Raw genomic sequence first — 23,674 nt, forward strand, 5'->3', positions numbered from 1 at the left:
AAAATTAGTGTAAAGTTTACAGTAATTTGACCTTTATTCTGACTTATTCTCAAACGAGGAATTCAGCTTGTACGCAGTCCTCAAGATTTGTCCAGCTAAAATCGCCGCACCAAAACCATTGTCGATATTCACCACGCCGACACCCGCCGCGCAAGAATTAAGCATTGTTAATAGAGGAGCAAGGCCACCAAAACTCGCGCCATAGCCGACACTGGTGGGAACGGCGATAACTGGACAATCGGCTAATCCAGCCACAACGCTGGGTAAAGCGCCTTCCATCCCGGCGACGACAATCAGCACATCAGCCGAGTCTATAACGTGGCGGTTACTCAGCAAGCGGTGGATACCAGCAACGCCAACATCCCACAGACGCTGTACCCGGAAGCCGGATAGTTCTGCTACTAAAGCAGCCTCCTCTGCAACTGGCAAATCGGCAGTACCAGCCGAAAGGATGCCAATCGTTCCGGGATATTGCGGTGTAATTTCACCTGGGGCGATCGCGCATATACGAGCCGAGGAGTAATATTGGATGCCAGGGACTTTTTGTTCTAGCTGGGCATAGACATCAGGAGTAATGCGCGTAGCCATAACAACAGAGTTGCGCGATCGCATCACTTCCATAATCTGGGCAATTTGATCTGGCGTCTTTCCTGGCCCCCAAATCACCTCTGGGAATCCAGTACGCAGGCGGCGATGGTGGTCAATTTTAGCAAAATCTTCCACTGGCTCATAAGCAAAATGCTTAAGCTTTTCTAACGCTACATCTGCGCTAATACTACCAGCGGCAACACCTTCAAGTAACGACTGCAAAGATTGGTTATCGGTCATGGTTTATGGTTGCTTGTTCATGGTTCGTGGTTCATAGTTAATAGCAATAAACAATGAACCATAACCAATAGACTACTCAGTTAATTTCAATTCGTGAATGTTCCATAATGCACCGTTAAGTGCCGAGTATTCAATGCCTTGAATGCGATCGCGCACCGCTGACATCGCAAGTGGATTAACCAGATAGATCGCAGGTAAATACTCTTGCGTAATCTGCTGCGTCTGGGCATAAATAGCCTTACGCTTCGCTTCGTCCAACTCCCCCGCAGCTTGAATATAAAGATCCCCAATTTTCTGCTCCCAGTCTGCTACCTCTCGACCAGTTATAGGTTGCTGTCCTTTTTGTGGCTTCTGATTGAAGCTGTGCAACCCACCTTCAGGCGACCAGGCATTAGCACCATCATTCGGTTCTACGCCGCCAGTAAATCCTAACAGATAACATTCCCAATCCAAAGAGTTAGAAAGCTTATCTACTAGAACGCCAAAAGCAATGGGGTTGAAATCCACTTGTATGCCGATTTTGCCCAAATCTTGCATAACCTGCGAACCCATCGCTTCGCGGATTTTGTTACCAGCATTTGTGATTAGGCTAAAACTGACGCGGTTGCCTTGGTCATCGAACAACTGTCCTTGGTCATTGTATTTAAATCCCGCCCCTAAGAGTAATTCCTTAGCTTTTTCAGGGTTGTAGTCATAAACTTTTAAACCCTCTTTGGGTGAAATGTAATAGGGACTTTGCACCGAAAGAGGTGAATTTTGCAATTCGCCCAGACCTCTAAAGATATTATTAATCATTCGCTGGCGGTCAAGTGCATAAGCAACTGCTTGCCTAAATGCTGGTGTATTGAACCAGCGCGATTTAATAGGGTCTACCAGGGGTTTTCCGTTCCTTTGGCCTTTATTTTGATTAAAGGAAATAAACGTCGTGCCTGAAGCAGGGCCACCGTTGTAAACAGTAAACTTACCCCGCTTTTCTTCGCGTTTCAGCAGGCTAAAAAAGTCAGGAGAAACCCCCAGAGAATCTAGCCCCCCGGAGCGAAATTGTAGGAAAGAGGTATCAGTAGATTCAACAATTTGCCAAACCAGGCGCTCGATGTAAGGCTGCGGGTTTCCGTTGCTATCTTTGCGCCAGTAATTAGGATTGCGCCGGAAGCTCACGCGCTCGCTAGTGGTGTAGTTTTCTAATACATAGGAGCCATTAAAGATAATTTTTTCGGGGGGTGTATCGATGCCCCAAGTTGTTAGAAATATGGGCTTACCATCTTTATTTTTTGTCTTGACTGCTTTTTGCAGTGCATGAGCAGGTAATATTGGCAGACCAGAGGTGCGTAGGAAGGGGGCAAAAGGCTCGGGTATGGTAAATTCTACTCGCAGCTCGTCGAGTTTACGCACACCAGGCAAGGCGCGACTCTTCCCAATACGAAGGATGTCTCTGGCATCAGTAGGAATTTCTTCGTTGAGGTAGATATCGTTATAGGTAAAAACCACATCGTCCACTGTTAGCGGTTCGCCATCTGACCATTTAAGCCCTTCTCTAAGGGTAAAAACAATGCTTTTTTTATCAGGAGAAATTTTCCAGGATTGCGCTAGTGCAGGCTCAATCTCACCGCGCCCATTTTCTGTAATTAGACCTTCGTATGTAAGACCAAAAATGTTGGGAGATTCCTGATTGAGGGGATAGTTAAAGGTCTTGGGGTCGCTCAGAATGCTAACAACTATTTGTGAGACACTTGCTGCCTTGCTTTTTAATTGGGTGGGGTTGCAGGATGTGAGAGCGATCGCGCTTGTGAAAGCCAGTAACACAGCCAAACACCGACGATAATTAGAGGTAACAATAGAAAATATTTTCATCATTTGAGTTAACGTGCGATCGCCAAGCTTACTGTGTCTATAACCAACCGAGAAAGAAGCGATTCAATGCAGCAAATACTTGCAACTAGCTTCCATTGCACTACCTCTCCCAACAACTTGAGAGTCTTTGTCTTATCTGTTTCTCGTTCATCCCTATCCTAGACATTTTCAGCTTGGGGTTAGTGCAGGTTAGTCAGAAGCTACCATACGACTACATTATGAGCCAAAATTACCTTCTTTCGCCTAAATAGAGCTAATTTTTGGCAATAATCAGTGAAAAGTTAGTCTCGACGTACAATATCGCCGCGCAGCTCCATTTGAGCCTGTGTCGTCCCACCTTGGAGGCGCTGCAATAAACCTATCTCTCCTATCTGTTCTGATGCTGGCGGTACTTCCGACTTCCAGTGATAAGCTAAGTCATCCAACCACGCCTCAACCATGCGACAGAGGTAGTGCCAAACTACCCGACCGCTACCGAATTCAGGAGAATAATGGCCGATTGCGTCGGCAGTTTTAAGAGAACAAACTGGTGACAAAGCATCACCATCCCATTCAAATATTTGAATACCTTCCGGGTCAACAGTCATAGCGAAGGGAACTACTATGCTTAGAGCTTTAAGCCAGCAAATTACATCAGAGATATCTGTTTGTCCTACTGCTTTCTCTTGGACTTTAACTAACATAACCAATCGGTCATCCTTGTCTAAGGCTGCAATATCAGGAACGATCGCAGCCTTAATTTCAACTGTTTGAGCGTTTGCCAATTGGGGGGTTTCAACTGGTTGAGACGCTGCTTTAGAAGCAGGAACCAGCAAAACAACGGCATGAGAGGCAATTCCTTCTTCGCGCCCGACGGGGCCTAATTTTTCGTTTGTGGTGGCTTTAATGCCGATTTGGTCGGGTTTTAACTTTAGAACATCAGCGAGGCGATCGCGCATTTTCTCTATATGCGGTTTCAGCTTCGGACGCTCCGCCACTACTACCGAGTCAATATTTCCAATTTGCCAACCCTTCTCGAAAATCAGCCTGTCTACCTGCTCCAGTAACACCAGACTATCAGCGCCCGCCCACTGCGGATCTGTAGGCGGAAAATAATGCCCGATATCCCCTAAACTAAGAGCGCCCAGCATAGCATCCATAATCGCGTGAGTCAGCACATCAGCATCGCTATGCCCCAGCAACCCAAGTTCATGAGGAATGTTCACCCCTCCCAAAATCAACGGACGACCCTCAACCAGTCGGTGGATATCGTAGCCGTTGCCAATTCTAATGTTCATCTGTCTTTTGTCCTTTGTCCAACTTCCGTCCCTTTGTCCTTTGTCCAATGACCAATGACATTTGACCAATTAGTGCATTTAAATCTGCACCATGTCAGTATACTCAGTCAGGAGCTGATCGTAGGTGAGGCTGTCTGTTTCTGCTTGGGGACTCCACAATAGCTCAAAAACTAGCAGATAGTTGGCTGGAATGGCAGCAATTTTCTCCAGTGCTTGTTTTAATTGCGATGATGTGCGAACTTCCTCAAAAAGTGGATCGTCGTTAGCAGTGCCCACTAGCAGCGTCACCACAATGTAAGCAGCCGGATCTGTATCGGGAGCGGCAATAACTGGTTGCTCTTTTCTTACCATCCCCTTAACATTAACCAGGGTTTCGGCACTAAATTTGCTGCGTTCTTCTACAGACAGTTGGTTAAAAATTGTCTGGGCTTCATGTTTACTTTTAACTATTTGTGAGCTTGCTAAAACATGAGTCCAGTTTTCAGGCGATCGCAGCAGTGCTAGTATCGATTCTTGCATCAGCAGAAACAGCCCCTCCGATGTGTCGGTATCAGCGCTGAGGCTAATTTCAGTCAGCTTCGCTTGAATTTCCCTGGCTTGTGCTAGCAGAGCTACTTGCAGCTTGCTAACAGTAACAATGTCGTTTTCTATTTCTCGATTGCTACTTTCACTCGAACTATTATCTGCCTGCATTTCGACAACTGTAGCGCTGATTAGAAAACACAATATCAACCCTACAACCAAACCAACAATTATCCACATAATCAAATCAGAACCTTCATTGTTTGTGGTGGAAATTGTTGTTGTCGAATTAGAACCAGAATTATAAATATAGGTAGGGGTTGATCTAGAACCACTGCTGCTGCCAGAACTAGAACCTGATGACCTAGAACCACTACTGCTGCCAGAACTAGAACCGGACGACTTAGAACCACCACTACTAAACGAGCCGCCACCGCTACGCCCGCCGCTACTTCTTCCCTTAGCGTAGGCAGCATCGCTGGTGGTGAGCGATGCTTGCTCTAAGTTACTATTTGGCAGTTGAATATTGACTTGGTTAACTAAGCAAAAAATAAAAAACGCCCAGAAGAATTTCAAGTTTAATTTTCCCAGCATTTGAGTTTAGCTCTCGCGTATAGACTGTCAGCCTGCCTATTCATACTTCATGCTTAGTATTCCCGATTCCAAAGGAGCTATTCAGATGGGGAGTCAGAATTTTTCAACCAATCTTCATACAGATCGAGACGGCGATCGCGCGTTCTCTGTATTTGTTGTTCCCGCCGCCATTGCGCGATCGCTCCATGATTACCCGACAGCAACACATCAGGCACTTTCCATCCCCTAAAGCTGGGCGGACGGGTGTACTGCGGATAGTCCAACAACCCCGCCTCAAAACTCTCTGCTTTGAGCGATTCTTCCTTTCCCACCGTCCCCGGAATTAACCGCACAACACCATTAATCAGCGCCAGCGCCGGAATTTCTCCACAGGTGAGAACAAAATCTCCTAAAGATACCTCGCGGGTAACTAAATTTAACACTCGCTCATCTACGCCTTCGTAATGACCGCAGATAATTACCAACTGATCGAAACTTGTCGCCAATTCTCGAAAGAGTGGCTGATTCATAGTTTCACCCTGCGGCGTCATTAAAATAACCTCTCGCCGCTTTAAAACTGGGAGGGATTCCACAGCCGCAAAAATCGGCTCTGGCTTCATCAGCATCCCCACCCCGCCACCATAGGGTTCATCATCTACTTTATGGTGTTTATCGGTTGTAAAGTCGCGGGGATTAACCAGATTCACAGAGGCAATCTGACGCGCTAGCGCCTTACCCAACAGCCCTGAACTCAAAGGAGAAGTAAAAAAATCTGGAAATAGCGTGATGACATCAAATTGCACGGTAGATCTAACTTCGGAATACAACACTGGAAAATTCCTGGCAAGACAGCATAAATAGTCAAATAATGTTAAATATTTTATAAAATTTGTTTACATAATCTGGCATGATGCATAGGTGGTGACTACCCAGAGCAAGAACCAGCCAGCTTCCCAGAACGATTTCTCAATCATTAGGGAAAAGTAAAGGGTTGGGCGTTGGGGGCGGGTTTGGGGCAGTATCGGTGAGATTTTCATGCGATCGCCATGCCCGATGCCCAAAACTCAACAACTTGTGAGAAAGAACGCCCATATCTTGAGTGAAAATCAAAATCAGGATAAATTGGCATTCCTATCAGATCACCTTATGCCAGAGATGACAATATGATGCAGTTAGAATCTCAATCCTTAGTACAGAGGATGCCCCAATCTACAAAAACCGCCATCCTGGTTATTGGCGGAGCCGAAGACAAAGTTCACGGACGCGAGATCCTGCACACGTTTTTTGGTCGTGCTGGTTCGCTTGAGTCTCGTATTGCTATTATCCCATCTGCGTCGCGCGAGCCAGCCGTCTTGGGCGAACGTTACCGCAGTATTTTTCAAGAAATGGGATGCGTTGAAGCCAAGGTGCTAGACATCCGCGAACGAGAGCAGAGTTCCGACCCAGAAATGCAGGATTACATTAAAGGATGCACTGGGGTATTCCTGACAGGAGGCGATCAACTGCGACTGTGCGGGCTGCTAGCCGATACGCCTTTGATGGAAAAATTAAGGATGCGGGCGCAGACTGGTGAGATTACTCTGGCAGGCACAAGTGCTGGTGCGGCGGTCATGGGTCATCACATGATTGCTGGTGGGGGTAGCGGGGAGTCACCCAATCGTTCCCTAGTGGATATGGCAACGGGGCTAGGGATAATACCAGAAGTGATTGTCGATCAACACTTTCACAACCGCAATCGCATGGGGCGTTTAATGAGCGCGATCGCGGCTCATCCAGATAGGCTGGGCATTGGCATAGACGAAGATACCTGTGCAATGTTTGAAAAAGATGGCCAACTAAAGGTGATGGGAAAAGGACTGGTGACTATCATTGATGCAGGAGAAATGTCCTACACCAACCAGGCATCTGTAGGAGCCACCGACCCAATCAGTATTTACAATTTACGAGTGCATCTTCTCAGTCATGGCGATCGCTATCATTTCCACCAAAGGGTCATCTTGCCACCGGATTGAAGAAGAGCGTAATTAATGAAGGTAAAAACTGTTCGTGACGAACAGTTTTGAAGCTTTTTGAAGCTGGAAACTAGAAAATTGCTTCAAATGCTTCTTCCTACATCCTCTGAATCACCCCCAAAAAAAGCCATGAAAATTTTAAAAATCCAGACATTACGCGGTGCTAATTACTGGAGCATTCGACGCCAAAAACTGGTAGTCATGCGTCTAGATTTAGAAGACCTGGCCGATAAACCATCGAACGTCATACCAGGCTTCTACCAAGGACTGGTTTCAGTCCTGCCGAGTCTGGAAGAACACTTCTGTTCCCCTGGCTGCCGGGGTGGTTTCTTAAGCAGGGTGCAGGAAGGAACCATGATGGGGCACATTATCGAACACGTAGCCCTAGAACTGCAAGAACTAGCGGGAATGAACGTCGGCTTCGGTCGCACGAGGGAAACCGCTACCCCAGGTATCTACCAAGTAGTCATCGAGTACCTGGACGAACAAGCAGGGCGTTATGCAGCAAGGGCAGCGGTGCGGCTGTGCCAGAGCATTGTCAATACTGGCACTTATCCCAAATCCGACCTAGATCAAGATTTAGAAGACTTGAAACAATACTGGGCAGCAGCATCCCTCGGCCCCAGTACAGAAACTCTTGTCAAAGAAGCAGAAGCACGAGGAATACCCTGGATGGCTTTGCCTGCAAGAGCCATGATTCAACTAGGGTATGGTGTTTACCAAAAGCGGGTTCAAGCCACTCTTACCAGCAACTCCGGCATCTTAGGCGTCGAGTTAGCCTGCGACAAAGAAGGCACAAAAAAAATCCTTCGCGCCGCTGGAGTACCCGTTCCTCGCGGTACTGTCATCCAGTATTTAGATCAACTCGAAGAAGCCATAGCAGATGTTGGCGGATTCCCAATAGTGATTAAACCCCTCGACGGCAATCACGGAAGGGGCATCACCATTGATATAAACAGCTTACAAGAAGCTGAAGCGGCTTACGATGCAGCCAGTGCAGCCGCAAAAACGCGATCTGTGATCGTGGAACGCTACTATGTCGGTCGCGACCACCGGGTACTGGTCATCAATGGCAAGCTAGTGGCAGTTGCCGAAAGAGTTCCAGCCCATGTAGTGGGAGATGGCAAGTCTACGATTGCTCAACTCATCGAACAAACCAATAGCGACCCAAATCGCGGCGAAGGACACACCAATGTCCTCACAAAAATAGCACTAGACCGCACCTCCTGGCAGCTTTTGGAAAAGTTAGGATACACCCTCGAAACAGTTCTACCACTGGGTCAAATTTGTTATCTGCGGGCAACTGCCAATCTCAGCACCGGGGGTAGTGCCGTCGATCGCACTGATGATGTGCATCCAGAAAATGTCTGGCTTTTTGAACGAGTAGCCAAAATTATTGGCCTGGATATCGCTGGAATTGATGTGGTAACGCTCGATATCAGCAAACCCGTGCGAGAAGTAGATGGCGTAATTGTTGAAGTAAACGCCGCCCCCGGATTCCGGATGCACGTTGCCCCCAGCCAAGGCTTGGCAAGAAATGTAGCAGCACCAGTAATGGAGATGCTATTCCCGCCAGGGACACCCAGCCGCGTTCCCATCATTTCCATAACCGGAACCAACGGCAAAACCACAACAACGCGACTGATTGCCCACATCTTTAAACAAACGGGCAAAACCATTGGCTACACTACAACCGATGGCACTTACATCGGCGATTACATGGCAGAACCAGGGGATAACACTGGCCCGCAAAGTGCGAACCTGATTCTTTCAGACCCAACTGTAGAAGTGGCAGTTTTGGAAACGGCGCGGGGCGGAATTTTGCGTTCTGGCTTGGCTTTTGATGCTTCTGATGTCGGTGTTGTCTTAAATGTCGCTGCGGATCACCTGGGAATTGGCGACATCGATACGGTTGAACAAATGGCTCGTCTTAAGAGTGTTGTAGCGGAAGCGGTGATGCCGAGTGGCTATGCCGTCCTCAATGCTGACGATCCTTTGGTGGCGGCTATGGCTAAGTCGGTGAAGGCGCAGATCGCTTATTTCACGATGAACCCGGAAAATGAGTTGGTGCGAACCCATACTCGCAAGGGTGGTTTGGCTGCGGTGTATGAGAATGGCTACCTATCGATCTTGAAGGGTGATTGGACGCTGCGGATCGAACAAGCGGTCAACGTGCCCCTGACAATGGAGGGTCGCGCACCGTTCCAGATTGCCAATGCCTTAGCTGCGAGTCTGACGGCGTTTTGCCAAAATGTGAAGATTGAGGAGATTCGCGCCGGGTTGGATACGTTCCGGGCTTCAGCGAGTCAGACGCCAGGACGGATGAATTTGTTTAATTTGGGCCGATATCACGCTTTAGTTGATTATGCTCACAATGCCCACAGTTACGAGGCTTTGGGCGGTTTTATCCGCAATTGGCCTGGTGAGAAAATTGGTGTTGTGGGTGGCCCTGGCGATCGCCGCGATGAAGATTTTGTCACTTTGGGCAAACTCTCGGCTACTATGTTCGACCGCATTATTGTCAAAGAAGATGAGGATAAGCGGGGGCGTCCTAGCGGCGATGCTGCTAAGTTCATCATCGAGGGAATTAATCAAGAAAAGCCCGATTGTCGGTATGAAGCGATACTCAATGAGACTGAGGCTGTGAATACTGCTCTTGACCAAGCGCCTGAAGGTAGTTTGGTGGTGATTTTGCCTGAAAGTGTCACTCGGGCGATCGCTCTAATTGAGTCACGCCGCCCAGTGCAAGAAAAAACCGAACCACAGTCTGTAAAAAACCCAGATAGCGTCAAGTCTTCTGTAGCGCAGACGCTCTAATCGAAGCTAACTTGCTATAAATTTAGAAACCCGTTTTCTCCTAGAAAACGGGTTTTTTACGTTTAAATCTGTTTACTTGTCATGTTGATTTTCATCATTGGCGTCTTCGCTTGGCTTACCCAATTCTTCCTTAAAGCCGCGTAAAGTCTTGCCCAGCGCACTGCCCATCTCAGGAATTTTCTTGGGGCCGAAAATCACGAGGGCAGCGATCGCTATTATCCCCACTTCTGGCCATCCTAAACCAAACATACTCGCTCACCTGCTAATTATCTCTCTTATCAACTATAGACACAAGGCGCGAGTCTAGCTTGAGACTTTGCTACACTTCTCTTGAAATCGGCAAGTTTAACCAATCGCTCAGTTCATAAGCTAACCAGTCAAGTTCTGGAGTAGTCAAAACTTTCTCACTACACAATTCATACTTCTTCGTACCTGCCCAAATAACCAGTTTCGGCACCTCTTGGACATAGCTCGAACTTGTGGATTTCGCCCCTCTTGTTAGTCTATAGAATTTATTAGTATGGACAAGTTTACAGATATTATGTTGGGGTGCTGAACCAAACTTAAATTCTAATCCAAACATAGCGTAGGCTATTGTCATTTGCTGCGGATCGATCCGTAGCCGGATTTGTCCAAACAAAGTAAAAATAATCTTGTGAATTATAAAAATTACCACACATAAGCAAAAAAAGAAGCCAAACCAGTCGGGACTCATACCATAAGAAAAAGCATATAAAGTCCCCTGCACCAACATTGAACCAAACAAGTACAACAACCCAGCCCAACCTACGACACTAGGTCTAAATCCTCTTGGAGGAATAATAATTTCTATCGAATCTGCATCCTTCTTTAGAAAAACTTTACTACCATTTGGTTTGCGAACAACGATTGGAGACACATTGTCTTTTGGCGCTTGCTGCGGCTTTTCCAAGGCTTGCTTGGCTTCTTGGGGAGATGCCAATCTTCGCTCTAAACTGGGTTGTGTCATCCACTTGAGCCAACTGGCAAAAGCAGGACTAAGATTAGCTGCTTGTTCAAATTGAATTCGGAAATCCTTTTGGGGTAAATCGGCTGGATGCAGACCAGTTGTCAAGTAAATTAAAGTTGCTCCTAAGCTATAAAGATCCGATGCAGGAACTGCACGTCCGCCAAATTGCTCAGGTGGCATATATCCATAAGTTCCCACTACGGTAATCGTTCCACCTTGTTTAGCACCAAGAGTTTGCACAGAGCCAAAATCTACTAAGTAAACTTGACCAATGCTATTTCCAGAACGATTTGTTAATAAAATATTACTGGGCTTGATATCGCGATGAATTACTTGAGGTTGACGCCCATGCAAGTAAATAAGAATTTATAAAATGTCTTTGGCTAGCTGTTTTACCTCACTTTCACTGAAGGTTCGTCCAGCTTTGAGATGGTTCTCCAAAGATTTTCCTTCTACATAAGTTTGTATAAGAGCAAATCCTTTACCCTTGGGTAAATCTATATCAAAATAATCTAAGTAGCCAGGAATTGCAGGATGGGATAAGGCTTTTAAGGTTTGTGCTTCTCGCCCGAAAAGTTTGAGATGCTCCCATTCAAAATCAGCGCCGAACAGTAGTAGTTTAACGACCACAAATTGTTGAGTTTCGAGGTCACGGGCTAAGAATGTGCGTCGTCCAGTGTTTTTACCTAGCTGTTGCTGGATTTGGTAGCGATCGCGTAGTATATGATCGTTCATTCTGTTTGTGCTGTCCCGACTTTACAAGCTGTTATAACTTATTTTTTGCATCGGTAAGCTGATATCCTAATCCTACGCAGCTCCTTAAAATAAGCAAATTTTAGAAAATGTTAGAAACTTCCAAGCCTTCTCTACGCGAACAGCAACACCCCCTAATTCACCAACTGGCTGATTGTATAGAAGCCGTTTGGCACCGACATCTGGAACTTTCACCATACGAACTCCCGGCTGATTTGGGCTATGTTGAAGGACGACTGGAAGGAGAAAAACTTACTATTGAAAATCGCTGCTACCAAACGCCACAATTCCGCAAAATGCACATGGAACTGGCGAAAGTAGGGACGATGCTGGATATTCTGCATTGCGTGATGTTTCCCCGTCCAGAATACGGACTGCCAATGTTTGGCTGCGATATAATCGGCGGACGGGGACAGATTAGCGCTGCGATCGCAGACCTTTCTCCTGTTAGCAGCGATCGCACTTTGCCAGCAGACTATACCTCTGCTCTCAAAGCACTACCAGCCCCCAATTTTTCGCAACCTCGCGAATTACCTGAATGGGGAGATATATTTTCCGAATTTTGTATCTTTGTTCGACCTGGTAATTCAGAGGAAGAAAGCCAATTTCTCTCCCGCGTTGAGGGATTTTTGGATATTCATTGTCAAAGAGCGATCGCAGCTCAACCCTTATCTCCAGAACAACAGGAGCGCAATCTAGAGGGTCAACGCTACTATTGCACCAAACAGCAGCAAAACGACAAAACCCGCCGCGTGCTAGAAAAAGCTTTTGGCGCGGAATGGGCAGAAAATTATATGACGACAGTGCTATTTGACTTCGTATAGCTCATCGCCCTAAACAATTTGCAACACTCCAAATTTAAGTTAGAATGCGTTTAATTTGCATTCTAACCTTTGTGTGTTGTGCTTTGCCTTTGGCTGTGGGTTTGTATTGCTAAGGGCAAAGGTGTGAGTGACGTTGCTGGCCCGGACAGCGATCGCTAAAAGAAGTCGCTCAAACCTATAGTAATTTCGGAGGCTGCCGTTGTTACCGACGAGCGGCTTAATGTTCTATTAATAACGATCGGTCACAATCCACTAAAAGGAAAAATTCCTGGTAGGTCATGGGAGCAGAAGCGTCAAAGGGAAAACCATTTTCAACACCATTTGGGCGGGTGGCGATCGCCCTGGCAGTTGCTGCCGCACTAGGCAGCACTGGTATATTAGGCTACAACATCTATGTAGCAACAAAGCCAGCTCCACCGCCTGCACCAGCACCAACAGCGCCGCCAATACTTGCTGTAACCGCCTTGGGGCGTTTAGAACCGCAAGGAGAAGTGGTTCAACTGTCTGCTGGCGCAAGTTCGCTTCAGGGATCTTCCAGAGTAGTAGAACTGCGGAGCGTCGAGGGGGATAAAGTCAAGGCAGGTCAAATTGTAGCTGTTTTAGACAACCGCGATCGCTTGCAAGCTGCCTTGGAAAAAGCCAAACAACAAGTCAAAGTCGCCCAAGCAGATCTAGCCAAAGTCCAAGCTGGTGCAAAAGCTGGAGAAATTGCCGCTCAGAGAGCCGATATCGCCCGCCTGCAAGCCCAATTGCAAGGGGAAATTAACACCCAACAGGCGACAATTGCCCGTCTGCAAGCTCAACTAGAAGGCGAAACTAAAGCTCAACAAGCAAAGCTCGACCGCCTACAAGCTCAACTAATAGGTGAAAAGAAAGCTCAACAAGCAAAGCTAGATCGCCTACAAGCTCAATTAATAGGCGAAAAGAAAGCTCAACAAGCAAAGATTGCTCGACTCAAGGCTCAACTACAAGGCGAAAGGAAAACTCAAGAATCAACAATCGCTCGTTTACAAGCCCCCTTGCGTAATGCCCAAACAGAGTTCGAGCGCTATCAGCAACTATACAGTCAAGGTGCTATTGAAGCCTCTAGATTTGACACCAAGCGTCTAGATTTGGAAACAGCTACAGAGAGATTGAAAGAAGCACAATCAATCCTTATACAGACTGTTGCTACTACCGAAGAACAAATCAACGAAGCCATAGCTACCCGCAACCAAACCATAGACACCGTACAACAGGAAATCAACGAGACCAGAGCTACTCGCAACCAGACTATAGGTACTTTACAAGAGCAAATCAAAGAAGCCATAGCTACCCGCAACCAAACCATAAGCACCCTGCAAGAGCAAATCAAAGAAGCCGCAGCAACCAGAACTAAAACAGTGGACACCTTGCGGCAGCAAATCAACTCTGCCCAAGAAACTCTGAACCAGATTGCTGAAATCCGTCCTGTAGATGTGCAAGCAGCTAATGCCGAAATAGCCAATGCTCAATCCGCAGTCAAACAAGCGCAAGCAGACTTGGAATTGGCTTATGTTCGCGCTCCCGTTGCAGGGCAAATTTTGAAAATTCATACTCGTCCTGGAGAAACTATAGGCAGCAAGGGAATTGCTGAAGTAGGGCAAACTGACCAAATGTTTGTTGTGGCAGAAGTCTATGAAAGCGATATTGGCAAAGTGCGAATAGGTCAGCCAGCTACTATTACCAGCGAAACTAATGCTTTTGCTGGCGAACTCAAGGGAACTGTCAGCCAAATTGGATTGCAAATTGGTAAAAAAGATATCTTGGCGACTGACCCAGCAGCAGATGTAGATTCCAGAGTTGTGGAAGTAAAGATCCGCCTAGATGCAGACGCTAACCGCATAGTTACGGGTTTAACAAACTCAAAAGTGGTAGCAAAAATCTCTCTTGGCAAGAGCTAGAAGCTAGTAGTTTTTTCATAGATGACGAGCTGTTAACTTCAATTAGTCAAAAATTATAAGTGGCTTTAGGCAATTTAGCCTCAATCCAAAATACAAAAGTGGTATGAAAATCCCCTTAGCTTGGTTACAACTTACCCGCGAGAAAATGCGCTTGCTAGTGGCGCTTGCTGGGATTGGCTTCGCTGACATTTTAATGTTTATACAGTTGGGTTTCCGGGATGCCCTATTTGACAGTTCGGTGAATCTGCATAAAAATTTAAACGGGGATATTTTTATAATTAGCCCGCAGTCAACGGCGTTGATTGCTCTGAAAAGCTTTCCCGAACGGCGGTTGTATCAGGCGCGAAGCTTTGAGGGTGTTAAATCGACTAGCCCGGTGTATGTTGGTTTTGCCTTGTGGAAAAATCCTGAAACAAAGAATACGAGGCAAATTCTAGTATTGGGGTTTAATCCTGCCGATAATATTCTGACTTTTCCTTCAGTTGAGCAGAATTTAGAGAAGATTAAATTTCCCGATGTTGTGTTATTTGATGATGCTTCTAGAGCGGAATTTGGCTCGGTGGCTAAGGATTTTAAAGAAGGTAAAATTGTTGAAACAGAAGTAGAAAGCCGCAAGGTAAGAGTTGAAGGATTATTCACTCTGGGGGCATCTTTTGGAGCCGATGGTAATATTATTACCAGCGATTTAAACTTTTTGCGGATGTTTGGAGGTAGACGGCAGAAAGGTTTAATCGATATTGGTATTATTAATTTAGAAGCAGGGGCAAATGTAGAGGCAGTTGTCAAAAATATGCGAGAGCAATTGCCCAGCGATGTAACAGTTTTTTCCCATGAAGAATTTATAGCCCACGAAAAAAGTTATTGGCAAAGTGGTACGTCAATTGGCTTTATTTTCGGATTGGGAACGGCGATGGGGTTTGTAGTGGGTACGGTAATTGTTTATCAAATACTTTATACGGATGTAGCCGACCACTTGGCTGAATACGCTACGCTCAAAGCAATGGGTTACACCGATATGTATTTATTGGGTATAGTGTTTCAAGAAGCTTTGATTTTGGCATTTTTAGGGTTTATGCCGGGAGCGGGAATTGCATCGGGACTTTATATTTTTATCCAAAGCGGTACGAATTTACCAATTGCGATGACTGTGGCTAGATCGATAATGATTTTATGTATGACTATTATTATGTGCATGATTTCGGGCGCGATCGCTGTCCGTAAACTACGGGCGGCAGATCCAGCAGATATATTCTAGTCTTGAGTTGTTAAAAAAGGCTAATAATATGCATAGAGAACCTGTTGTTGCAATTAATAATCTCAATCACTACTTTGGTAAAGGTGGACTAAAAAAGCAGGTTTTATTCGATGTAAGCCTGGAAATCCAACCAGGAGAAATTGTGATTATGACGGGGCCATCGGGGTCAGGAAAAACTACATTACTGACGATGATGGGGGGATTGCGATCGCCTCAAGAAGGAAGTCTGAAAGTATTAGGCCAAGAGCTGCGTGGAGGCGGAAAAAATCAGCTAGTAAAGGTGCGGCGCAATATTGGCTATATTTTCCAAGCTCACAATTTACTCAAGTGTTTAACAGCAGTCCAAAACGTGCAGATGTCTATCGAACTGCACCAAGGCATAAGTAATGAAGAAGTCCGCAAAAGATCCATTGCCATGCTAGAAGCGGTGGGACTAGGCGAACGAGTAAATTACTACCCTGATAATCTATCTGGGGGACAAAAACAAAGGGTAGCGATCGCTCGCGCCCTCGTCAGTCATCCTAAGTTAGTATTAGCAGACGAACCAACTGCCGCCTTAGATAGCAAATCAGGTCGCGATGTAGTCGAGATAATGCAACGTCTGGCAAAAGAGCAGGGGTGTACCATCTTGATGGTGACTCACGATAATCGCATCTTGGATATTGCGGATCGCATTATACACATGGAAGACGGTCATCTCACCCGCAATGCAGCTTTGGCTGTAGATGCGCCACTTTAGGAGAAATAATTCTCAACTCAAAACTTAGAACCTGAAGCTAAGAACTCACAACTCACAACTTTTTTAAAGCTAAGGAGTACGCTTGGTTTTGAGCGTCACGTTTCCTCCTTCATTCATTTGCTCTAGCACCAGCAAAGGCGTAGGCTTCGCCTTTTGATCCCAGTTGAGTTTCACAAGGCGACCTTGAATAGTAGGTTGCCAGGTATCGTGATCTTCAGCTGGACTGAGGAAAGTTTCAATACAGTCGATAATTTGGGTAATGGTGACGCTGGTTGCCTGAGTGGGTAATTTCATTAACTTAACTTGAATGCGGAAAAGCACGCGCTTAGAGCGTTTAGATCCCTCTCCCGTCTCATAAATTAAATCGAACGTTTCATCCACTTGGCGCCCTGATGTACTGGCAATACCAACCGCTCCCGCTTCAGCTTGATTGGGACGCAGCGCCACGCTGATCAGTTGTTTCACCTTGACTTTAATTTGATTGACGATGGCGAAGTGAAACACCTCCTCATCCATTCGCATTCTTAGATAGTCCAGGTTAAACTCGCGAGAGTTAATTAAATCTGGATTGGTTTCCATCTTGCCGATGGTATCGAGTGCCAGCTTTAACTTTTTCTGGATATCTTTACTTTTGTATTGCTCAAACTTGACTTTTTTCTTCTGCTTCTCTAATTCGAGGTAGCCATACACAGCTAACCCAACCAAGAGTAAAAATAAGCCGCCCGTAGTAAACATCCAGATTTGCCCTGAAGAAGCATCTTTTGAAGCAGCAGCTTTTTGGGTGGTTTGCGTCTTCTTAGGGGCTGGAGTTTTCTTGGCACCAGCTTGAGCGAGGATAGGGTTCACAAAGATGATAGGTGTGGACATAGTAGCTAAGGCTAACTCGACATCTAATTTAAGAATGCCCAAATCAGGCACGCAGTCAAAGGCAAAAGGCAAGATTTTATACTTTATAGGTGCTAAATATTTTAGTGTCGCGATCGCGCTCCGTAGCTACGAGCATAAATGTGGCAGAGGTTAATAATATTTGCCAGTGCAACCGAAGCCACGAAGGGTCAAGGAACCAGCAAAGTCGATTGCCAGAAAGACCCGCGCATGTAAAATCTAGCGCATCCCCAACGATATGACGGCTATATGGGGCACCAATGACGGCGTGATTGACGTTTGGGGGACGATACCAGCTTGTGACAATACGCACGATAGCATCCACGATGTTTGGGATATTGGCGCAAGAGAATAAGGATGCGAGTTGTTCGGAAAGCTTGGCTAACGCGGCTTCTCGCGTATCCAACAAGCGCCAGATCACCAGCTTTTCAAGTAGGGCATCTCTTTGGTGCGGTAAACCAGAGTAGTCTTCCACGATGTCACCAGCGATCGCTGCTGGCGATCGCTCTAGATAAGCTAGATTTGGCTGTGGCAGTTTTGTAAATTCGGTTTCCAAGTCGTTGATGCTATTGGCGGCGACAATGGCCAACCCTGTTTCACCATCTGCAAGGGAAGGTGAAGAGCGAGCCTGATAAAGAACTGGCAAAATTGCCTTATGAATGGCAGATTTTTCGGCTTCTTGGAGATAGTAGTAGTTCCGCTGGTCTGGTGTCAGTGTTGGCATGGAAAATGTCAGAATCCCCTACACACGACTTTATGCTTTTTGTACCCGTTAATCAGGCTCTAACAAACAATTCCTTTAAAAATATTCGTCTTGTGGCGACGGATATGGATGGCACTCTGACTTCTGAAGGTAAGTTTACAGCAAGTTTGCTCCATGCTTTGGAGGATTTAGCTGAAAATGGGTTTTCTGTGTTGATTGTTACCGGGCGATCGGCTGGTTGGGTCAGCGGTTTGGCGAGTTACTTGCCCGTGAAGGGCGCGATCGCGGAAAATGGCGGCTTATTTTACTACCGCGAGGAACCCGTTGCTTTGACGCCGATTCCCGATTTTATTGTCCATCGACACCAACTAGCTGATGTTTTTGACCAACTAAAGGCTAAATTTCCTCAAATTCAAGAGTCTGCCGATAATCGTTTTCGCCTCACTGATTGGACTTTTGATAATCGCAACATCACGATATCTGAGTTACAAATAATGGGTGAATTATGCAATGAGATGGGTTGGGGTTTTACTTACAGTTCGGTGCAGTGCCATATCAAACCCCAGCAACAGGATAAGGCCAATGGTTTGCTTAAAGTTTTGGCTGAATATTTTCCCCATGTGACGCCAGAGGAAGTTATTACAGTTGGGGATAGTCCTAATGATGAGAGTTTATTTGATGCCAGATATTTTCCCGTTTCTGTAGGCGTGGCAAATGTATTGGAGTATGCAAATCAGTTGAATCATAAGCCTGCTTACGTGACAACTGCTGCTGAGGGTAAAGGGTTTGAAGAAGTAGCGCGATCGCTGTTAATATCAGTTGCAACTTAAAATTAGTAGGGTGGGCACTGCCCACCCTACTAATTTTAGAAAAAAAGAATTTTAAGAAGTGCGATCGCTCAACCTCACTTATTAAAAGAAATACTCAATGGCCCCAGTGCTAGAGATGCACGACTTGCTGCTTCTTCTACAATTTCTCCCACCTTTGATAAATCTGTGAACCGAACTGGTAGTGGCGAGCTAAAATTAATTTTTCCTGGTTTTTGTTTCCCTTCAGGAGTCAGAATTAACACTCGCAACGCATAGGCATCTCCTCTATTAAGAGGATGCAGAATAAAATCCAGATTAGATTTAGGATCGTCAAATGTTGGCGATGTGAGCTGTTCTAAGTGATGGTGGCGGGATGGTAGTTGGGCTTCTATGTATACTGCAACATCATCCTTATCTAAAGCGATTCCCAACTCAAATTTATCAAAGTCTTGAGTTCCTTGATTAGCTAATTCAATTTGGGCAATGTGTAGTTGGTTGTATTTATACTGCGTGTTTCCATCAGAAATGGTGAGGGGATTACTTTCGCGAGATGCACCCACAGTGTCTTCAAATGTTGGAGACAAATCCACTCGTCGGCCAATCGCTGGTTTTTTATTACGAGCAGCAGAAATAGCTGCCTGAATAATTGCTCCTATTGCAGCGCTGATGACAATTCCCACCGCGAGTATCAATATTGTGTACCAGTGAATATCAGTCCATTTAGTCATTGTCTTATCTGCCGCCTTTTTTTAAGCAATATCTATCGAACAATACTTACCGAGGTTTCAAAGGCGCCTATATTTTTAATGCGATTTTTACGCACCTCGATACAATGCGCTCCACAGTTCCGATGTATTTTACAACGTCTTTTTTTAATAAAACGTAGTTGGATTTTGCCAATTTAAAACAAAATTATCATAGCAAAAAACTACGACTAATAAACTCTACAAATTAATATATAAGTTAAACATATTTTTTGGGTTATCGCTACTACATAAATATAGAGAGGTAAAAATTAAGTAGACTAACATAACTACACGTCGCTAATAAAGCTACTATAGCTAATTATGTTAAACTACTTAATGCTTAGAGAGGTTGAGCGTTAACCCTAACGCTAGAGAAAACCTCTTCGGTAGTGCTTCTCTAAACGCTGGAAGATGCACCAATATTTTTTAATTCTGCCGATTTAAAGAAGCCATAGTAACCTGCTGCTGCTGCTGTGAGGGCATTGAGCCAAACATTGTTTCCAAATATTGGCATTAAGCCAAATGTTGTGTTTGTAAAGGGCAGCAAACCCATGATAGCGATCGCGGCATAGACAATCGCTAAACCGCGATTAAATACAAGCGAACCACTAAAGCTGGTAGCAGCAGTAATTCCTAAAACACCCACTACAATATGTACGGCGTTATGCAAATAATTGGTTGGGAACAAACCCAGGACGTTGCCGTATCCATCACTAAATGTTAAATTCGGTACATTAAGTGGCGCATCGGAGGCAACCGCAGGCACTGAAATAAAGCCCGGTATAAATCCCACGATGCCTATAAACAAGAAGAAGATACCGACGGCTAGGGCAAAGATTCTCTCTTTGTCGATAATACGCGAAACTCGCACAGTATAACTTTCTTGCATTTTCTTACCTCCTTTCCAGAAAAATTCACTGAATAATTGGCCTTGGCGGGAAGTTTGGTTAACTGAGTTACCGTTTTGGTACTCACTGCCGCTGGCGGTTAAACTTTCTGCAAGTAACCTACTTCCTATTCAACTAAATCTATATCAATTTAAATCTACCAAAAGGCATCAGTAAGCGTAATGGTTACGCTTGCTTAGCTATATAATTAGGAAGACTTTATAAAAGTGTTTTGTAACTAAGAATACAAAACATTGCTAATAGCAAATATCATTTTGGCGCGATCGCATCGCATCTAGTATGTAGCTTTGGTAGCTTCTTACCCACGCGCTAGCTACCAAGGCTACTTAAGATGCTGATGTGTAGTTAGGCGGAAGGGGAATTAAAAAGACCCCAATCTTCAATACCGCGCTTGGTAAATATGGCTTCAGCACGGCCAATTTCATCGTCTGTACCATCTACTATGACCAAATAATGATCGCGATGGAGGCGATCGCTATAAGCTCTCGCTTGTTCTTCGGGAATGCCTAGATCGGACATTGCCTTCACCAAACCGCCAATTGCTGCTGCCTCAATACCAGTACTTGCAGTGGTAGCGGCTAATGCCAAACCAACGCTACCTGCTGCTATCACAACTCCCACGCCAGGAATTGCCAGACTTCCCAAGCCAATTAACACGCTGCCCAAGGCACTACCTGCGAGAGTGTTTGCCACCACTCCTGTCGCAGTCTGTACATTTTGCTCGCCAACGCGATCGCTTACTTGGGCACCAGCAATTTGAGGTTCTTTGTCTGCATCCCTGACAATAATGGAAACTTGGTCCATTGGAAAGCCCGACTCTTTCAATAGAATGAGTGCTTGCTCCGCTTCATCCCTGATCGAAAATACGCCAACAGCGTGTTTTTGATGGCTTACAGTCATATCTTCCTCCTTATGCAATCTATGACTAATGGATTGCATTGCAGAATTAATTTGTAATTTATATTGATATTTTTGTATCTTTAGTTACCATATTCATCGATCTAAAGATGTAGCCTATATGCAAATCAAGCATAATCTTATTTTTCATTTGAATACAATACATCCTTCGCAGTGTTTGAACGTAAAAATATCTTGAGAAGTAACAATTTATAGCATTTTATATTTTGGGTTTTGGAAGCTTTGCCCGTAAGTAGTTGCAGAACTTCAACACCACAAGCTTAAACAGTATTAAATGGCTCTATCTGGTTATAATAAAAACTCACAAGGATGTATTGCATTCAACAGAGAATTGATATACTGGGGGCTTAATTACCATTCATCCGTTTCAGCCTTGCGAACCCGAGGGGCTTATGGCGTTAGCATAGCCGATAACAAATCTAAGATAATTGGAGGCTCGTTTGATATCTCACCACTGGGGAGCCGATGCAATTAGGTCTGTAGCCTGTTTCGCGGGCAAAGGTTTAGAAAACAGATATCCCTGACCAAAATCGCAGTTTAAAGTTCTCAGTTGACCTAACTGTTCGGTTGTTTCAATTCCTTCTGCGATCGCGCTCATTCCCAGTGCCCTAGCAATGCTAATAATTGCTGGAACAAGCCCCACATTGTCGGGATTTACGTCCAAGCGCTGAACAAACGAACGGTCAATTTTGATGTTATCAACAGGAAAAGAATGTAGGTAACTTAGGGAAGAATAACCCGTCCCGAAGTCATCGATACTCAACTGAACTTGCCGTTCTCTCAGTTGTTGGAGAATAGCAGTAGCTGATGTAGCGTTATCCATAATTGCACTTTCTGTAATTTCTAACTTTAAGCTTTGGGGAGCAAGTTGAGTCTCTCCTAAAATTTGGTCAATTTGCTCAATTAAATTGGGTTGAGCAAACTGCCGTGCAGAAATATTCACGCTCATAGTCAGAGGATAATCTGTGAGTTTTTCTTGATGCCATAGACGAAGTTGATGGCAAGCTTCCCGTAAAACAAAGTTACCGATAGGGTTAATTAAACCCGTTTCTTCTGCTATAGGAATAAACAACACTGGAGAAACCATTCCTCTTTGGGGATGATACCAGCGCACCAGTGCCTCAAACCCAACAATGCTACCGCTGTCCAGAGCAACAATAGGCTGATAGTGGACGGTAAATTCTTGCTGATTGACGGCTTTACGCAAGTCAGTCTCTAGATGTAAAACCTGGAGAGCAGCATCGTGCATTGCAGGGTCAAAAATGCGATACTGACCTTTTCCTAAAGTTTTTGCGCGATACATAGCCGTATCCGCATCACGCAATAAATGTTCTGGGCGCTCGTAATTAAGATTGCCCAAAGTTATGCCAATGCTGGCATTTATAAAAACTTTTTGCCTTTTAAGCTCAAAAGGAAAAGAGAGTGCTTTAAGTATTTGCTCGGCTACTTGGGTTGCAGTGTTGATATTTTCAATATTATTTAGGAGAATGGCGAATTCATCACCCCCCATCCGCGCTAGAGTATCGCCTTCGAGTAGGGTTGCTTCTAAACGACCAGCAAGGGCAACCAGCAGTTCGTCGCCAACAAAATGGCCAAGAGAATCATTGACGATTTTAAAGCGATCGCAGTCGAGAAACAACACGGCAAACTGATAGGTGGAATCTTTATTGGCACGGTTGAGAACTTCCTCTAGACGCTGGGTGAATAAAACTCGATTTGGCAAGCCTGTCAGAGCATCAGAAAATGCCATTTTCAGCAGTTTGTCTTCCAGAAGACGACGTTCGCCGATCTCCCGCGTCAGGTCTTCATTAGCTACTTCTAGCTCGCGAGTGCGCTCTTGAACTCGCCTTTCGAGTTCGGAATTAAGTTGTTTGTTTTTTATTTTCGCAGCTCTAAGTGCCAGTTGATTTTGCACGCGCAATAAAACTTCTTCAAGTTGAAATGGCTTAGTAATATAGTCTGCTCCACCGACACCAAACGCTTTTACTTTGTCTAGACTTTCGCTAAGAGCGCTCAAAAAAATTACGGGAATAGAGGCAGTTTTTGGATCGGATTTCAGTTTTTCACAAACTTCATACCCAGTCATGCTGGGCATCATAATATCCAGCAAAATCAGATCCGGAATAACAGTTTGCACAGCCTTTAGCGCCATATGCCCGCTTAAAGCCTTGCGGACGTTATACCCCTGTTTTACCAGCATCGTAGATAGGAGGCGCAAATTTTCTGGTATATCGTCAACAATAAGAATGTCTTCTTGGGTGGCGTCAAAATGATGAGAATCACTCTCGCTTTTGGGGCGATCGCTCGTGCCAATATGTTCGTTTATATCACTCATAATGAATAA

General features: G+C 45.2%; 19 protein-coding genes and 2 pseudogenes. 7 read left to right on the top strand and 14 right to left on the bottom strand.

The window, feature by feature from the left end:
- Positions 1-33: 33 nt before the first annotated feature.
- From larB to H6F77_RS27615, 6 genes and pseudogenes are all read right to left on the bottom strand, one after another.
- The gene (gene larB, locus H6F77_RS21765; RefSeq protein WP_190491004.1) at positions 34-828 is read right to left on the bottom strand and encodes a nickel pincer cofactor biosynthesis protein LarB; all 795 of its coding nucleotides are present in this window, start codon (positions 826-828) and stop codon (positions 34-36) included.
- Between the two features lie 72 nt (positions 829-900).
- A complete protein-coding gene (locus H6F77_RS21770) occupies positions 901-2,679 on the bottom strand; it encodes an ABC transporter substrate-binding protein (protein WP_190491054.1) in 1,779 nt (592 codons plus the stop codon).
- A gap of 809 nt (positions 2,680-3,488) precedes the next feature.
- Positions 3,489-3,956 (bottom strand): annotated as a pseudogene (ispF, locus tag H6F77_RS21775) (2-C-methyl-D-erythritol 2,4-cyclodiphosphate synthase); the annotation flags it as partial.
- 78 nt (positions 3,957-4,034) lie between these two features.
- Positions 4,035-5,072: a DUF1517 domain-containing protein gene (locus H6F77_RS21780; protein WP_199321466.1), complete on the bottom strand. Its 1,038-nt coding sequence runs from the start codon at positions 5,070-5,072 to the stop codon at positions 4,035-4,037.
- A gap of 77 nt (positions 5,073-5,149) precedes the next feature.
- Positions 5,150-5,854 carry a tRNA (guanosine(37)-N1)-methyltransferase TrmD gene (trmD, locus tag H6F77_RS21785; RefSeq protein WP_190491056.1) on the bottom strand — a complete coding sequence of 235 codons (705 nt, stop codon included), beginning with the start codon at positions 5,852-5,854 and terminating at the stop codon, positions 5,150-5,152.
- A 90-nt stretch (positions 5,855-5,944) separates the two neighbouring features.
- Positions 5,945-6,112, bottom strand: coding sequence for a hypothetical protein (locus H6F77_RS27615; RefSeq protein WP_206753487.1), 168 nt, complete (start codon positions 6,110-6,112; stop codon positions 5,945-5,947).
- 102 nt (positions 6,113-6,214) lie between these two features.
- Here H6F77_RS27615 and H6F77_RS21790 point away from each other — a divergent pair, with 102 nt between their 5' ends.
- Both H6F77_RS21790 and cphA read left to right on the top strand, forming a co-directional pair.
- A complete protein-coding gene (locus H6F77_RS21790) occupies positions 6,215-7,063 on the top strand; it encodes a cyanophycinase (protein WP_190491005.1) in 849 nt (282 codons plus the stop codon).
- A 129-nt stretch (positions 7,064-7,192) separates the two neighbouring features.
- Positions 7,193-9,880: a cyanophycin synthetase gene (gene cphA / locus H6F77_RS21795; RefSeq protein ID WP_190491006.1), complete on the top strand. Its 2,688-nt coding sequence runs from the start codon at positions 7,193-7,195 to the stop codon at positions 9,878-9,880.
- Between the two features lie 72 nt (positions 9,881-9,952).
- Here the strand turns inward: cphA and H6F77_RS21800 are convergent, their stop codons facing one another.
- Together H6F77_RS21800 and H6F77_RS21805 are read right to left on the bottom strand one after the other, a co-directional pair.
- A complete protein-coding gene (locus H6F77_RS21800) occupies positions 9,953-10,129 on the bottom strand; it encodes a twin-arginine translocase TatA/TatE family subunit (RefSeq protein ID WP_190491007.1) in 177 nt (58 codons plus the stop codon).
- Positions 10,130-10,199: 70 nt separating this feature from the next.
- Positions 10,200-11,603, bottom strand: a pseudogene (locus H6F77_RS21805) (serine/threonine protein kinase).
- 107 nt (positions 11,604-11,710) lie between these two features.
- On the opposite strand from H6F77_RS21805, the gene H6F77_RS21810 reads away from it, so the two are divergent.
- From H6F77_RS21810 to H6F77_RS21825, 4 genes are all read left to right on the top strand, one after another.
- Positions 11,711-12,445: a phycocyanobilin:ferredoxin oxidoreductase gene (locus H6F77_RS21810; RefSeq protein ID WP_190491008.1), complete on the top strand. Its 735-nt coding sequence runs from the start codon at positions 11,711-11,713 to the stop codon at positions 12,443-12,445.
- A gap of 278 nt (positions 12,446-12,723) precedes the next feature.
- Positions 12,724-14,367, top strand: coding sequence for an HlyD family efflux transporter periplasmic adaptor subunit (locus tag H6F77_RS21815; protein ID WP_190491009.1), 1,644 nt, complete (start codon positions 12,724-12,726; stop codon positions 14,365-14,367).
- Positions 14,368-14,470: 103 nt separating this feature from the next.
- The gene (devC, locus tag H6F77_RS21820; RefSeq protein ID WP_190491010.1) at positions 14,471-15,622 is read left to right on the top strand and encodes an ABC transporter permease DevC; all 1,152 of its coding nucleotides are present in this window, start codon (positions 14,471-14,473) and stop codon (positions 15,620-15,622) included.
- A gap of 28 nt (positions 15,623-15,650) precedes the next feature.
- Complete coding sequence (locus tag H6F77_RS21825; protein WP_190491011.1) at positions 15,651-16,361, top strand: DevA family ABC transporter ATP-binding protein; 711 nt, start codon at positions 15,651-15,653, stop codon at positions 16,359-16,361.
- Positions 16,362-16,430: 69 nt separating this feature from the next.
- Here the strand turns inward: H6F77_RS21825 and H6F77_RS21830 are convergent, their stop codons facing one another.
- Together H6F77_RS21830 and H6F77_RS21835 are read right to left on the bottom strand one after the other, a co-directional pair.
- A complete protein-coding gene (locus H6F77_RS21830; RefSeq protein WP_375335959.1) occupies positions 16,431-17,300 on the bottom strand; it encodes a hypothetical protein in 870 nt (289 codons plus the stop codon).
- A gap of 4 nt (positions 17,301-17,304) precedes the next feature.
- Positions 17,305-17,970 (bottom strand): D-Ala-D-Ala carboxypeptidase family metallohydrolase, encoded by a 666-nt coding sequence (locus H6F77_RS21835; RefSeq protein ID WP_190491012.1) that lies wholly within the window; start codon positions 17,968-17,970, stop codon positions 17,305-17,307.
- 32 nt (positions 17,971-18,002) lie between these two features.
- Between H6F77_RS21835 and H6F77_RS21840 the strand changes: the two genes are divergently transcribed.
- The gene (locus H6F77_RS21840; protein WP_190491013.1) at positions 18,003-18,779 is read left to right on the top strand and encodes an HAD family hydrolase; all 777 of its coding nucleotides are present in this window, start codon (positions 18,003-18,005) and stop codon (positions 18,777-18,779) included.
- A gap of 74 nt (positions 18,780-18,853) precedes the next feature.
- Here the strand turns inward: H6F77_RS21840 and H6F77_RS21845 are convergent, their stop codons facing one another.
- From H6F77_RS21845 to H6F77_RS21860, 4 genes are all read right to left on the bottom strand, one after another.
- A complete protein-coding gene (locus H6F77_RS21845) occupies positions 18,854-19,486 on the bottom strand; it encodes a hypothetical protein (RefSeq protein ID WP_190491014.1) in 633 nt (210 codons plus the stop codon).
- Between the two features lie 415 nt (positions 19,487-19,901).
- Entirely contained in the window at positions 19,902-20,393 is a 492-nt protein-coding gene (locus tag H6F77_RS21850; protein WP_190491015.1) for a DUF4383 domain-containing protein, read from the bottom strand.
- A 364-nt stretch (positions 20,394-20,757) separates the two neighbouring features.
- Positions 20,758-21,312, bottom strand: coding sequence for a general stress protein (locus H6F77_RS21855; protein WP_190491016.1), 555 nt, complete (start codon positions 21,310-21,312; stop codon positions 20,758-20,760).
- A gap of 466 nt (positions 21,313-21,778) precedes the next feature.
- Positions 21,779-23,665: a two-component system response regulator gene (locus H6F77_RS21860; RefSeq protein ID WP_190491017.1), complete on the bottom strand. Its 1,887-nt coding sequence runs from the start codon at positions 23,663-23,665 to the stop codon at positions 21,779-21,781.
- Between the last annotated feature and the right edge of the window lie 9 nt (positions 23,666-23,674).

Origin of the sequence: Microcoleus sp. FACHB-831 (assembly GCF_014695585.1) — a bacterium.
Taxonomy (GTDB): domain Bacteria; phylum Cyanobacteriota; class Cyanobacteriia; order Cyanobacteriales; family FACHB-T130; genus FACHB-831.